Source organism: Paenibacillus solisilvae, from assembly GCF_042656405.1.
Lineage (GTDB): Bacteria > Bacillota > Bacilli > Paenibacillales > Paenibacillaceae > Paenibacillus_Z > Paenibacillus_Z solisilvae.
Genome location: NZ_JBHSOW010000135.1, coordinates 1 through 13,395, shown reverse-complemented (window position 1 = coordinate 13,395; position 13,395 = coordinate 1). Strand labels below are relative to the sequence as shown.

Annotated in this window: 16 protein-coding genes and 2 pseudogenes; 11 read left to right on the top strand and 7 right to left on the bottom strand. The window is 44.2% G+C overall.

Translation table 11 applies throughout. From position 1 onward, the window contains the following. Positions 1-254 precede the first annotated feature (254 nt). On the bottom strand, positions 255-494 hold the full coding sequence (locus ACFPYJ_RS32435; protein ID WP_379192612.1) for a hypothetical protein: 240 nt from the start codon (positions 492-494) through the stop codon (positions 255-257). Positions 495-1,298: 804 nt separating this feature from the next. Here ACFPYJ_RS32435 and ACFPYJ_RS32430 point away from each other — a divergent pair. The 4 genes from ACFPYJ_RS32430 (at position 1,299) to ACFPYJ_RS32415 (ending at position 2,957) form a co-directional block, all read left to right on the top strand. Continuing rightward, positions 1,299-1,463: a hypothetical protein gene (locus ACFPYJ_RS32430; RefSeq protein ID WP_379192610.1), complete on the top strand. Its 165-nt coding sequence runs from the start codon at positions 1,299-1,301 to the stop codon at positions 1,461-1,463. Positions 1,464-2,074: 611 nt separating this feature from the next. Then, positions 2,075-2,425, top strand: a complete 351-nt coding sequence (locus tag ACFPYJ_RS32425) for an ABC-three component system protein (protein ID WP_379192608.1) — start codon at positions 2,075-2,077, stop codon at positions 2,423-2,425. Positions 2,426-2,472: 47 nt separating this feature from the next. Continuing rightward, positions 2,473-2,700, top strand: coding sequence for an ABC-three component system middle component 6 (locus tag ACFPYJ_RS32420; RefSeq protein WP_379192606.1), 228 nt, complete (start codon positions 2,473-2,475; stop codon positions 2,698-2,700). Continuing rightward, positions 2,691-2,957 carry a hypothetical protein gene (locus tag ACFPYJ_RS32415; protein WP_379192604.1) on the top strand — a complete coding sequence of 89 codons (267 nt, stop codon included), beginning with the start codon at positions 2,691-2,693 and terminating at the stop codon, positions 2,955-2,957. Before ACFPYJ_RS32420 ends, ACFPYJ_RS32415 begins: the two co-directional genes overlap by 10 nt. An 87-nt stretch (positions 2,958-3,044) precedes the next feature. On the opposite strand, the gene ACFPYJ_RS32410 is transcribed toward ACFPYJ_RS32415, so the two are convergent. After that, on the bottom strand, positions 3,045-3,221 hold the full coding sequence (locus tag ACFPYJ_RS32410; protein WP_379192602.1) for a hypothetical protein: 177 nt from the start codon (positions 3,219-3,221) through the stop codon (positions 3,045-3,047). Positions 3,222-3,500: 279 nt separating this feature from the next. Here ACFPYJ_RS32410 and ACFPYJ_RS32405 point away from each other — a divergent pair, with 279 nt between their 5' ends. Together ACFPYJ_RS32405 and ACFPYJ_RS32395 are read left to right on the top strand one after the other, a co-directional pair. Beyond that, positions 3,501-3,965, top strand: coding sequence for a VOC family protein (locus ACFPYJ_RS32405; protein ID WP_379190014.1), 465 nt, complete (start codon positions 3,501-3,503; stop codon positions 3,963-3,965). Positions 3,966-4,060: 95 nt separating this feature from the next. Further along, positions 4,061-5,190: pseudogene (locus tag ACFPYJ_RS32395) on the top strand (MobA/MobL family protein). A 167-nt stretch (positions 5,191-5,357) separates the two neighbouring features. Here ACFPYJ_RS32395 and ACFPYJ_RS32390 read toward each other — a convergent pair. Further along, positions 5,358-5,645, bottom strand: coding sequence for a CopG family antitoxin (locus ACFPYJ_RS32390; RefSeq protein WP_379192596.1), 288 nt, complete (start codon positions 5,643-5,645; stop codon positions 5,358-5,360). Next, on the bottom strand, positions 5,642-5,929 hold the full coding sequence (locus ACFPYJ_RS32385; RefSeq protein WP_379192594.1) for a BrnT family toxin: 288 nt from the start codon (positions 5,927-5,929) through the stop codon (positions 5,642-5,644). The genes ACFPYJ_RS32390 and ACFPYJ_RS32385 overlap by 4 nt, the downstream gene beginning before the upstream one ends. A 398-nt stretch (positions 5,930-6,327) precedes the next feature. Here ACFPYJ_RS32385 and ACFPYJ_RS32380 point away from each other — a divergent pair, with 398 nt between their 5' ends. Continuing rightward, complete coding sequence (locus ACFPYJ_RS32380; protein ID WP_379192592.1) at positions 6,328-6,636, top strand: hypothetical protein; 309 nt, start codon at positions 6,328-6,330, stop codon at positions 6,634-6,636. A gap of 407 nt (positions 6,637-7,043) precedes the next feature. Next, positions 7,044-7,485 (top strand): annotated as a pseudogene (locus ACFPYJ_RS32375) (SRPBCC family protein). 15 nt (positions 7,486-7,500) lie between these two features. Here the strand turns inward: ACFPYJ_RS32375 and ACFPYJ_RS32370 are convergent. Further along, positions 7,501-7,707 (bottom strand): CBO0543 family protein, encoded by a 207-nt coding sequence (locus tag ACFPYJ_RS32370; RefSeq protein ID WP_379192646.1) that lies wholly within the window; start codon positions 7,705-7,707, stop codon positions 7,501-7,503. Between the two features lie 60 nt (positions 7,708-7,767). Next, entirely contained in the window at positions 7,768-7,938 is a 171-nt protein-coding gene (locus ACFPYJ_RS32365) for a hypothetical protein (protein WP_379192590.1), read from the bottom strand. A 206-nt stretch (positions 7,939-8,144) separates the two neighbouring features. Here ACFPYJ_RS32365 and ACFPYJ_RS32360 point away from each other — a divergent pair, with 206 nt between their 5' ends. Further along, positions 8,145-9,029: an NAD(P)-dependent oxidoreductase gene (locus tag ACFPYJ_RS32360; protein ID WP_379192588.1), complete on the top strand. Its 885-nt coding sequence runs from the start codon at positions 8,145-8,147 to the stop codon at positions 9,027-9,029. A 90-nt stretch (positions 9,030-9,119) separates the two neighbouring features. Here ACFPYJ_RS32360 and ACFPYJ_RS32355 read toward each other — a convergent pair whose 3' ends face one another. Then, positions 9,120-9,284 (bottom strand): hypothetical protein, encoded by a 165-nt coding sequence (locus tag ACFPYJ_RS32355; RefSeq protein WP_379192648.1) that lies wholly within the window; start codon positions 9,282-9,284, stop codon positions 9,120-9,122. A gap of 978 nt (positions 9,285-10,262) precedes the next feature. Between ACFPYJ_RS32355 and ltrA the strand changes: the two genes are divergently transcribed. Continuing rightward, positions 10,263-11,528 carry a group II intron reverse transcriptase/maturase gene (gene ltrA / locus ACFPYJ_RS32350; protein ID WP_379192586.1) on the top strand — a complete coding sequence of 422 codons (1,266 nt, stop codon included), beginning with the start codon at positions 10,263-10,265 and terminating at the stop codon, positions 11,526-11,528. A 150-nt stretch (positions 11,529-11,678) separates the two neighbouring features. Continuing rightward, complete coding sequence (locus tag ACFPYJ_RS32345) at positions 11,679-12,443, top strand: hypothetical protein (protein WP_379192584.1); 765 nt, start codon at positions 11,679-11,681, stop codon at positions 12,441-12,443. Positions 12,444-13,395 lie beyond the last annotated feature (952 nt).

Here is a 13,395-nt window from a genome sequence, read left to right as displayed (position 1 = left end):
TTGGAGTTTTTTTGAATGCAATTTTTTTCTTCCTTTAATCTGATCCAAAACAACGCTTTTGAGCCATAAATTGAACCGAGCAAACCTCCAACTGTTGCCATTGTCATCAATCCGTCAACTTGCGGTAGAACGCTTTGCGAGCTCTGCAATAAGGAACGAGTTACCTTACTCATGAAGAATTCGAAGAACGGTAATAGGCTCAAGGTATGTAACTCTTGTTACAAAGAAATTTGGGGACCGTCAAAGTGAAATTCTTACAAAGCTTCATTTTTCTCAACAATTGAAGGAGGGCAATCTTGGCAAAATGGGTGAAGGTCAATTTCAACAATATGTTCATCAGAACCTACATTTTTTTCCTTTAGACAAACCCCTACATTTAGAAGTCCTCTATCCGTCGATTTGAATGCAGTCTTATAAAGGAATTTCGCTTGGTCGTTATCTAAAACTTGGTTACAAATGAAACAAACGAAGACTCGGTCGTTAACGTTTAACATCTAAACATCAACCTCCAAAGAACCTTATTAATAAAAATCAATACCCAAAGGTTATCATCATGAAACAATTGTTAACACAAAACAGACATTTCCGGAGATCCGGGGTGAACGCATACCCATGAATAGAACATCAGTACTTAATTTGAGAGGAGCAATTATAAATGAAAACATAGTCAGCGTTAATTTCACAAATACCAACAAGAAGGACGAAACGGTGTTGGAATAGGTAGTTTATCGGATAAACAAGTCATTGGACTCGCTCGGCTGAAAGCTGTAGGGGGTGTTCGCGGAACTATTAGTGCAGATGGTTCTGTCGATCTAGAAGGCTGGCAGAAAGTGAAGAAGACCAAGAAGAATGGTAGCGAGAAGATGGCAATGCGAAGCAGGAACGGAGTTCCGGAGCAGAAGTAGCAAGGTTGTATAATCCCGAGAGCAAGGGGGCGGAACCGCATTGATAGCTGTGCTTTTACTTAGATATGCGGCTTGCCCCTCCTTACCTTTATGCACTGTTATCACATGATTTATGCAACGATATCTATTTTGCGGTTATGGTATAGAGGTTGTGCCTCTGCCTTCTAAGCCGAAGAGTGCGGGTTCGAATCCAGCTCTCAGCTTCATTTACTAGCTTCATTGCAGCACAGCTTTTTTGTTTGGTTTGCCAGGGCCGATTATTTGCCCAATCCGGTATTAAATTGTTAGCATAGACTGTTTTATTTTTAAAATGACCTAAACGAAGTTTTTTGTTGAAAGCCTTTATGAAACAATGGGTTATTGACCAAGTTTAGGGAGGAGGCAAAGAGTATTTTGAAACAGATTAATAAATGGCAGCGATTGTCTGCTATTCGAAAAAAAGCAGCCATCCGTGAAGAAAAACTGCAGTATATTAATGCCAATATTAACGAGCTTAAATGGTTGAATTCAGGTAAGAAAGAGAAAAGCATCTTACTACAGGGAAAAGAGAAAGACTGAATAAAAATGAAATGAGTAATGCATTCATGATGTTGAAGGAAGAGTAAACTAAATGAAAAGCCGCTTACAGAATAGAACTAGCAAGCGGCTTTTCAAACAATGGTCTGATTTACCGTATAACAGTTGCTTTCCCAATGCTTATATTGTATTGGATGATGTAAATGTTTATTTCTCCAATGCTTTTGCTGTACGCAGCAAATAACCCTCCGCATTTTTCTGTTGTATTGTACATATCCCATACCTCGAACTTGAAATTCTAATACCGTTTCATCCTTCTTGTTTGTATTGTTCTTTGTGGAGCGTACTGCCGTTCGGCTCACATTAATTGTTATATTTACGATTGTAACGCCGATACCGGGATTATTATTTTTCTTATTTTCAGGTTTATTTTTAATTGTTGAGGGATTACATCGTTCCGGTGTGTGGATCGGGTGGAAGTTTCTTATTGACTGGGTTTTGCCCGATGACTTACTGCGAATTAACTTCCTCATTCTGGTAAAAAAATTGATGATTATTATAATTAGACTCTCAATTATTATGATTGGACTTTATTTTTTGTCATTTGGTTTGGCCTTTTTCGTTGGCTCTTTGACTAACAGATAACGATAGATTTGGATGATAATGCTGCGGCAATCAATCTAAATGAATATAACATAGATGAAAAGATTGAACTTAATGGATTGGAAATCATTAAGGATTCAACAATAGATGAATTTAAGCCGTATTATGCTAAGTTGGATCGAATTTACAAGCAATTTGAACATGAAGGGATCAATAAAAGAATTTCGGTGTTAAGAAAATTAACCTCATTTTATGAAAAGGAATTGTTGAAGAATATTACCAATGTAGAGCGATTTTTTAACATAGTCACAAATGTTGAAGACTATATTCTTAACAGCATTAATTTAGAGAACTTTGAAGAAGATATAATTGAAATGTGCGTACGGATCATAACGTTTTGATGCTTTTATTAGATGCAAGATTTTCAAGAATCCGAAGGGGTATAATCATGTTGCTTCCTAATGAAATAAAACCTGAGATGAGCATTTTTTATTATGCAGCTTTGGTGTTAAAGGAAATTAGAAATAATAATTACAGTGACATACTGAAACTTTTTCATTCATTAAAAGAGCAATATGATATCTCATTAAAAGTCTTTTCGTATTGTTTGGATTGGTTGTACTTGATTGAAGCAGTGATAGTAGATGAGGAAGGACAAATTTCGCTATGTACCTAAAAGAGTTGATTATCTCTGCTCTAAACGATACTATCCGGAGAATCGAGTTTCATTTAGGCGCCAATTTAATCGTTGACGAAACTACAGGAAAAAGTGATCTAGAGACTGGTAACAACATTGGAAAAACCACAGTACTAGCATTGGTGGATTATTGCTTGGGCGGAGATGCTGAGCAAATTTACATAGATCCTGAAACTAAAAAGAAGTTGAATTGGTTAAGAACTACCTGGTATCAAGAGAAGTTTTTATTACTTTGAAGTTAGTTGATAATCTAAATGAGGAAAGCTCTACAGAGGTTATCATAAAGCGGAATTTTTTGCAAAGAAATAAAAAAATTATGATTATTAATGGCGAAAATTTGCCACAAAATAAAGGTAAGGATTTCGAATTAAAGCTTGATCAATTACTAATTGGTGATAGAGAAGTTCATTGGCCGTATCGCCTACTGTTGATTCCTTAGCCAAGATTCGTAGTACTACTTGCTCCTTAAATGCTTTGTCAAACTTCTTCCGCTGCCCCATATTAAATCCCTCCACGTATATATTATAGAGGTTTTCTATGTGTCTATCTATTCGGAGCAGGGTCAAGATGTTTCAAACGGAGAACGAGTACAATACATCAATGAAAAAGCCATTCAATCGGTTGCCTTTTCCCCGTTAATGGGCAGGATAGCATAATGAACAAGTGAAAAAAATATAAAAAATTACATATCATCCATGTGTAGTAGTGGTAAAATTAGAAATGATTGGGTGTGGTATGTGATCATTATTGATTTAAGATATTGAGAGGGAGGAAACGATATGCAGGCAAATGAGGACATCAAAGTGGAAGAAAGACTGGAAGACATTACGGGTATAACTTGTATTTACGTACCAGTAAATGATGTTTACGAGTCTATTAAATGGTACCAAAAGAATTTAGGGTACCAACCTGCAAACAACGACCATATTGAGCCTGGGATGGTGATGGCTGTTTTGAATTTTCCCGATCGGAATGGAAACCTGCCTTCACCTGGTTTAAGGCAAGTTGTACCTGCTCTGTTCCTTCACAAATCGGACGAAGAAGGCGGTCGATTACGCTTTTCATGGCCATTAGACAGCGGCAAACCCCATGCAATGGCATGTTTCATTACTCCACGGATCGAGGAGCTATTTGAACGTTTTAAGGAAAACGGAGTGAATATTTTAGGAGAACGGGTGACAAGCGGACCAAACATAACGTTCGCTGATCCTGACGGTAACATATGGGAAGTTTGGCAACCATAATCGATTAAACAGATCTATTACGCTGATATGAACGAAACTGTCAACCCACCACACCCCGCAGCGGCCAGCGCTTGGAAGACGAGCGAACCGGCGAAATGAAATTCTATCGCCGCGAGAGCAAACCACAAAATGAAATCATGGCGCCGGTGCATTCCCCTGAATGGATCCAAGATCGTAACCGGCTATGGAACGAAGTCGAAAAAGCCGAGAAAAGAAAAGACGCGCAGCTCTGCCGCGAAATCAATGTCGCACTGCCAAAGAATTTAGCTCCGAGCTGCAAACGAAAATGCTGCGGGCTTTTTGCCAGCGGGAATTTGTTGCGCGGGGCATGGTCGCGGATGTGGCCATTCACCGAGACGATGCAAACAATCCGCATGCGCACGTCATGCTGACGATGCGCGAGATTGGACCAGAGGGATTCGGGAAAAAGGTACGCGAATGGAACGAACGCGAGCTGATTGCGAAATGGCACGAAGCGTGGGCCCACGATGTAAACCGTGTTTTTGAAAAGGCGAATCGTCCGGAGCGAATCGATCACCGCAGCCTGGAAAAGCAGGGCATTACCGACCGGGTACCAACCATTCACGAAGGGCCGACCGTTCGCGATATGGAGAAGAAGGGGAAGCAGACAGATCGCGGCGATATCAACCGCGCTGCCAAAACGCATAATGCTATCGTTTATGAAATGCAGTCTTATTTGAAACAGCGCGAGGAAATCCTACAAGGGTTGGCACAGATCCAGGGCGCACCGCAGCCAAAGTCTATGAAGCAAGTGGACGAGGAGCATAACGATCTTTACAACCAGCGACGGGAGAAGATCAGTGAAATTAAGAAGCTGGAAACCACGCTTAAACAGATTGAGCAGCGTGATTTGCTCCTGCAGGAGCGAGAGAGGTTAAAAGAAAAGATCAAGGAGATCGAGCCCAAAGGCTTCTTGCAGCGCATTCGAAAGGCAAATGAAAACGAAATTCGTGGGCTTCATCGTGACCTTGATCGCGTCGAAAATCGAATCATTAATGAGCATAAATATACGCCGAATCGGGAAGAGATACCGATAATCCAAAAAGAGATGTCCGTCCTACACGGCGCGTTTAAGGCTATGGATCGGGCCTTTCAGGAGATCGGACGACAGCGTAGTCAAATGCAGCAGGAAGAACGCATGCGCCGCATGAGGCAGCAGGCGAAGTCCCCAGCGCAAGATAGAGATCGTGAGTGGGAGCGGTAGAGCATGTTCAAGAAACACCTCTCGCTCGCCTCGGAGTGGGGACAACGAAAAGCACGTTGCCCCCAAACCTCGACTCGCTTCGCGGCCAGGTTAGGGCCTCCCCGGCCTGAGTAGCGCCAACGTTTGGATGACTTATCGCGGCTGAACACCTGCAAGGCGGTTTCCGTTTAACGAGCCGATTTCTCTTCTTCATAGACGCGTTCAATTAAAAATTGCTTCATGAGCGTCTGATACCCCATATGCTTTTGCGCCGCGACTTCCTGGATGCGCTCGAGTAAATCGTGTTCCAGGCGAATAGATATCGTTTTTGTACGGCCATTCCGACGCGGTAAATCATCTTCGGTCGTAGAGGCTTCGAGCAGCTCTTCACTCATCGTGTGAGTAGCCCAAAAATCGGCAGCCTCTTCGTCGGTCATATTCGCCGGAATCTCCTCTTTGGATGTAATTCGCTTCATTGTGATGACCTCCTTTTGTTGTATAGCCGTTTCTCATCGGATTCGGCATTTCGGGCCGTAATGACTCGAATACGATTGCCTTCCTTCTTTACAAAAATGACAACTAAACGCCGGCCTTCGTCCGTTGCCCCAATAAGGCCGCGGTGACCACTATGGGCATGAAATGGAAGCCGGTCCTCATCCCAAAATGCTTCCTCGGCTTCATCGGGGAGAACGCCGTGCCGTGCAATATGCTCGATATTGTGATCGTCCCAAATGAAAAGATCCTCTTCGTCATCAAACACAGGTCATCCTCCAAAATGTATATGCTATAGTATATACATTTTACACCGAATGAATACGCCACTCAATAGCCCATTTTTTGAATAACCAAAAATCAATCGCGATTTCCGCCCAAATCCAGCAGTGAGCGACGATTTTCCTTCCGTGGAACAATGACAAAAAACGACCGCTGTTCGCATTGTTTGCGACAGGGCCGTCTTTGTGTTTTCGTAGCTTCGAATTACTCTGCCTTTCAAATTTTGATAGGCGGGACTACTGCACAAAATAAGCGGTTATATACAGATGTCCTGATGGACGTTGAGCGAACTGGCAGTTCTCGTTAATGTTCCCCGGAAGTTGATAAAATTAATAATGTACCTTGTATCAGGGCATTATAGCCATAAAAACTGATGAGGTAATTATGAAAAAGATTTTCTGTCTTGCCTTAATTGTTGTAACGTCGATGTCGATTTTAACTTGTTCAATGGTGTTTGCGGATATGGAAAATCCATTAGCTAAAAAACGTCAATCATTTGAGGCCCCGTTCCTCGGTTTAGCAGAAAGTAAAATTGAATCCGCTAAAATATCAGCTCATTCTTTAAGAAGACCTTTAAAGTCTGGTGAAATTAAATCATTTGTGAGCTTGATAAATCAAGTCGATAAGGATGACATAAGTGAATATAAGGACCTGCTCCAAAAGGAGGCCCAGTATGTATTACTGTATTCTTAAAAACAAAGGAAAATTTCACTTTAATTATGAATGGTGAGTATTTCCTGTATAGCGGAAAAACTAAAAATTATCAAGCATATCAGCCAGAACTATGTAAGTTTGCAAGAAGTTTATTGAAGTTACTATAGCATAATGACGCCTGCTGGTATCAACCGGTAGGCTGCTCAACTATCGGAACATGATAGCATAGTTCAATAATAAGATGAAAAAGCAGCCGGTCGATCGGCTGCTTTTTCCATGCTAACGGGCAGATTTGTATAATAGCAATCTAAAAGAAATCTAGCTGCCGCTTCATGCTATAATTGGTTTAGGTAAATTGTGTATCTTAGCCACCTTGAAGTGATTGATGATGGCATTTTCAAACGACAATGCCTGAGAATAATATATTCATATAAGGAGGTTATGTAATGGGAACAGGTAATTCGGTAACGATAACAGTGGGAACGATCGTTCATTCTCCCGTCGAAAGCGTGTGGAAATATTGGACGGATCCGAAGCATATCACGCAATGGAGTAAGGCTTCCGATGACTGGCACACGCCATACGCCATACGCCGAGAATGATCTGAATGTCGGTGGTAAATTCGTCTCGAGAATGGAAGCCAAAGACGGCAGCTTTGGATTTGATTTCGGCGGAGTATACGACGAGGTGAGTATTTACGAGAGCATCTCCTATACGATCGCTGACGGTAGAAAAGTGAAGATCGCTTTTATTCGCCAAGACAACGACACGCAAATCATCGAATCGTTCGAAGCGGAAGAAACAAACGCCATCGAGATGCAGCAAGCCGGATGGCAGGCGATTTTAGACAATTTCAAAAAATATGTGGAAACGGCTAAAGAAAAATAAGAAACTTTCGCAGCCTTAGAAGCGCATGCCGATGTCGGCATGCGCTTTGCTATGTATGCCCAGCCCAGGAGGAAGCAATGCTCGCGTTCTGTTCACAGATTCCAATTCTCGTACCGGATATTCGATCCATCCGAGTTCAACCACAAAAAGACCGAATAGCCATGTGATGACCTGTTTGAACAATATGGCCACTTGAGCCAACCGGAATTGATTGCGCGGAATGAAGAATAAAAAGAAGGAATGTCAAAGTCCAAACTATGATCAGAATTGTCCACTCTACGTTCATTGCGACGTTCTCCAATTCTCTAAGTTCCGAGCGTATTTCTCTTCGAGCTTCCAACAAGGAACCATCTGTGCCAGGAGCACCCAGCGGCTAACTTTCGACAGTTTCCCGCCAAATGGCAGGAAGAAGTCACTGGGCAAATTCATTTGGCTTTCTGTTCGCTGATCCATCTGGACGTCTCCAAGTGCACGGTTTTTGACGGGGTTACGCCCGTTTTCCTGACACTTAATTCGACAGAAGAGGCAATAAACTTTTTTTCTTTTGTTCAACAAGCCCTAGTTACTTCGATGTTATCGAATAGAAACGGCGTTCTCTTTGGTATATAATTTAGTTGTGCACGAAAAAAATAAAAAGAAATAAAAAAATGGAGATGGAGATGAATCGCTTGTTGTCAATCGGATGGATCGGATTAGGAAGTATGGGCGTGCCCATGGTCAAGAATTTGCTGAAGGCGGGCTTTCAGGTTCGTGTCTATAACCGTTCCCCCGCAAGAGCCGAAGAGGTGCTGAAAGCCGGTGCGGTGTGGGCGGGGTCGCCAAAGGAAACGGTTCAGCAGTCGGATATGACGTTTACAATGGTATCGGACGCCGCCGCTGTCGAAGCTTTGCATACAGGAGATGAAGGCATTCTCGCCGCACCACTCGCCGGCAAAATCGTGGTCGATATGAGCACGATCGGGCCCGAAGATTCCCGACGATTCGCGCAGCTTGTCAAAGAGCACGGCGGAGAATTTCTGGACGCGCCAGTGTCCGGTTCGGTCAAGCCGGCCCAGGACGGGCAGTTGGTCATTTTGGCGGGTGGAAATGCCGACGTCTTCGAGATCTGCCAGCCTATGTTCAGGGCGCTCGGCAAAAGGTCGATTCTGTTCGGGGAGAACGGAAGCGGATGCTTGGCGAAGTTGGTCATCAACCTGCTGTTGGGCATAACGGTGCAGGGAGTTTCCGAGGCATTGGTTCTTGCGGATAAAGTGGGGCTCAACCGCGCGCAAGTGCTGGAAATGATGCTGGAATCCGCGCTGGGCTCGCCATTTTTGCGCATGAAGCAGCAGCTTTTTTTGGAAAATGACTTTCCGGCGGCTTTCGCTCTGCGGTTGATGCATAAAGATATCGGGCTTGCCCTTGATGTCGCGGGACAAACCGAAACGCCTTTGCCGGCGGCTTCCGCGGCCAATACCGTTTATTCGGAGGCTATAGCGAGCGGAAAGGGCGATCTGGACGTCAGCGCGGTTTATTTGCAGCTCAAAGAGATGGCGGGGCTTTAATACGTATCGGGATGTCGAAGGGTCCAGTTCGGGGAAAGGGATCCCAGCATTTAATCTCAAATACGGCCAAGCCCGTAGCTGCTGGGTACGTTAGATCTGATCGGCCAGCACCGATTTAGGATAGAAGCCAAAGCGGGCGCGGTAGGCTTCTACGGAAGCCTGCAGCGTGATGCCTTCATTGTAGTTAATCCAGATGAAGTCTGTATGATGATTTGACGGGATGCAGACGGTTAAGTAAATAAGTTCGTACATCATTTTGGAGGCTTAGGTTTTGATCCCTCTTTTCCCCAGTCGTTATCTAATTGGCTTTATAAAAACCGTTGAGAGTGTCTCAATAGTGTTCAGAATGGACTGTTTTAAATATCTTATGCTCTCGTCGACCAGGGAGAGAATGGCGCTTAAAAATATAGAAATGTCAGCAAACGTTGAATTACATACGGATAGGAAGAGATCAGAAGAGAACTACAACCACTTTTTGTGCTCCCCTATAAAAACAACACCATAAAGCTACCGCAGAAAAGGGGTTTAGTTACGGGTATCCGGTGTAGAACGTCTCTGCCCGTGGAGCCTTGACCACGAAGGGTGGTATGGGTTATTTTAATCGGCCGTTACGGGCACGATAGCTTAATAAAGACATTTGACGAAGGAGCTGCCTCGGCAGCTCCTTTTGCTGTGCGCCCAGCATGGGCGCTATCTCTAGGGTTCAAGTCCCGAATGGTGAAGGCAGTAGTAGCCATAGCTTAAGGCAAGGGTGTCCACCGCGAGGTGGAATCTGAAGGAAGCCGGCGGCAAATCTCCGGTCTGAGGAACACGAACTTCATATGAGGCTAATGTACGTTGGATGAGGTTGCAGTACAAACCAAAGTCCTTACTGCCGAAGGCGTACGAGAGTAAATGAAGCAGATAGATGGAGAGGAAGATAGCGTTCTTACCTGGGGAGATCTGTACGGAACGCGAAATAATTTCGTAATCCTGCTTGTGAAAGTAGGCTGAACGTACAGAAGTCAGCAGAGGTCATAGTACGGAAGCTGTTGCAACAGCTCCCGGAAGGGCTGAACATGAAATAGGTATTTGTACATCAAGGCGTTCAGGATGAGTGGCGAAAGCAGAAAATCCGAAAGGACCTGACTGAAAGAAGGAAGCGGTGAATTCCGTGTGGGGCTTCGGCAGGGCAGAGCTTATCTCTGGCACAAGAGGAAAGTACAAATCACGTAAGGAGTTGTAAAAAAAAAAATGTTGGAGCAGTTGCTGTCACGGGAAAACCTTCTTGAAGCATTAAAGCGTGTAGAAGCAAATAAAGGAAGCCACGGCGTAGATGGCATGTCTGTAAAATTCCTACGGGAACACATCGTACAAAACTGGCTGACGATACGCAAAGAGATAGAAGAAGGAACCTACCAGCCTAGCCCCGTACGTCGGGTCGAAATCCCGAAACCGAATGGCGGTGGCGTCAGGATGTTAGGTATACCTACCGTCACAGATCGAATGCTCCAGCAAGCAATCGCACAGGTGTTAAACCCATTGTTTGATCCACAGTTTTCCGAACATAGTTATGGGTTCCGGCCTAAAAGGCGCGGACATGATGCCGTGAGGAAAGCAAGAGAATTCATGAAAGAAGGATATGGATTCGTTGTCGATCTGGATTTGGAGAAATTCTTTGACCGTGTTAACCATGATCGCTTCATGTTGAAGATTTCGGAGAAAGTGAAGGATAAGAAAGTTCTCCTTCTTATCCGCAAATACCTGCAATCGGGCGTGATGGAGAACGGTTTGGTTAAACCGACCAATGAAGGGGCGCCACAAGGCGGACCTCTCAGTCCGTTATTATCCAATATCGTACTCGATGAGTTGGACAAAGAATTGGAGAAACGTGGACACCGCTTCGTCCGCTATGCGGACGATTGTAACATCTACGTGAAAACCCAAAGAGCAGGCGAACGAGTCAAGGCATCCGTTACCCAATTCATCGAGAGAAGACTAAAGCTAAAAGTAAACCAAGCGAAGAGCGCGGTAGATCATCCATGGAAGCGAAAGTTTCTAGGATTTAGTTTTAGTATGAGAAAAGGGCTGCTTAAGATAAGGATTGCAAAACAATCCTTACAGAAAGCAGTGACCAGGATTCGGGAGATAACCTCTCGAAGAAGGGCGATGAAGATGGAAGAGCGAATCAAGGAGCTGAACCAATACTTAATTGGTTGGTGCGGATACTTCTCGCTGGCGGACACGCCAAGTGTCTTTCTGAATATGGACAAATGGATTCGAAGAAGGCTAAGAATGTGTCTTTGGAAGCAATGGAAGAAAACGAAAACCAAAGTCAAACGGCTTATATCCTTAGGTATGCCTAAGGATAAAGCCTTTGAATGGGGAAATACCCGAAAAGGGCACTGGCGAATTGCAGGAAGTCCAATATTGAGCAGGGCACTCAATAATCGCTATTGGGAATCCCATGGTTTGAAGAGCTTAGCGGACAGATATAACTCGTTACGGAATATATCATGAACCGCCGTATACCGAACGGTATGTACGGTGGTGTGAGAGGACGGGGGCTAGCCGCCCCCTCCTACTCGATTCTTCGCAAAATTAGGTTTTTTGTACAGATGTCTGCAAGGCATCTCAGGCAACAAGAATCAGCTAAAGAGGAGACTCATCATGATCACGAAACATAAAAAGAACTCTTACAAATTTTCGCTTTTGGGTATGGCGGCGGTATTGCTTCTTGGCGGGTGCGCTTTAACGATGCCGAAATCCAGTGAACAGCCATTTGCCCAACCAATAGTCATATCAAAACCTGGATCTGAGGCAATATTAAAACTGGGAGAAGTTGAATCTGTTCAAATTGTAGGAAGCTTGGTTGATCGCAAGCCGAAAACACCGCTATATACAAACGAGAGCAGTTCAGGAAAAGAGGTCATTACTAATATTGTATCGAGGGTCAACGAAGCAACCCTCGCGGAAGGTCCGACTGAGTTTGGTAAACATGGATATCCTGATGTAATCAAAATCGAGCGTCTCGGCGAATCTACTGTGATAGAACCTGCGGTCAACTGCGTTGTATCAAAGCAGGAAAACGGGACTACTACGAAATCATACAGTCCAGTGGATGGTGAGGTTGTTTTAACAAAAGACAGTGTAAAGACACTACTCGCATCTTCCGAGTTGTTTGAATGGCTGAAAAACGGTGCTCAACATTCCGATCCTGCTACTCCTGTTGCCCCTCAATATTCCGATAAAACTGCCCCTGGTTTTGTGAAATTAACCGTGGCTGAGTACAGTCGAATGGCTGATATTATTATTGCAGTAAATAAAGGAGAGCTCCCAGTTTCCGCTCTTAAAGATGCTGAACCCCTCCTAGAGCGGGATCTACAAGGTATTACGAAAAAAACATGGGCTGAATACAACGCATTAAAGGAATAAAAAAACGGAGACAGACCCTAAAGAGGTTTAGCGGTCATAGCTTAGAATAGTATATTGGCAAGGGGGGCGCCAAAAATTCGATCAAGTATCTAAAGCTCATACTTCTTATTTGTTCATTTTCGCATGAATAATGATGACTTCTACTTGGTAAAATCGGTGGGAAATCCCGTTTGTGACCGTAACTATTCATTGCGGTTGTGTTATTACCCTGCGAATGACTGAGTTTACGTGAGATAAACCCTTAAAACCGAGGGACGGGCACAATAATGGAGCAGCTACCGCGGCAGCTGCTCCATTTTTCTATAAAAGTAACGGGCAGTTTAATGTAACAGTGCGCCTAGCAAAGCTAGGCACAACTAGTTGGTGAAAGTCCAACCGAGGTAGGGACCAAGCCGCCTCGTAGCTAGCAGGCATCTGGTGGCGAGATCCTAAGGATGAAGCCCTGTGAAAAACCCCAATCAGGGTGAAGCAAAACTGCAGGCTGTAACATAAAGTGAATCCTGCCGCATCGTCATATACAACCCGAAAGGGACAAGAGGGAGCCGAACCCCGTGTTGCACGGTGAAGGCCATGGAACGCGTGAAGAACTTGGAAAAGCAGCGCGGAAGAATCCTCCGGTGTATGGGGAACAGCATGTAGTAACAGCTGTGTCTGGAACTAGGGAGACCCTACCTCGCACGACAGCGTCGTAAAGCGTGAACCTATAAGCCCGGAGGGTGAAGTGGTAAGCGGCGGGAAGGGAGTCGGAGAGGGTGGTAGTACCTAAGAACGCAGGACAACATAACCTGCGGGAGGAAAGTACCCTTACTTTGTTTACGGGTAACAATGGAGATAAGAGCGAGTGAATGCAGTGAAATCTGCTAACTACACAAAAGTAAAAGTTCTAGAACTCCAAAGGACCCTCTACCTTGCGGCTAAGGCAAGTAACAAGCGCAGGTTTCATGCTCTATAC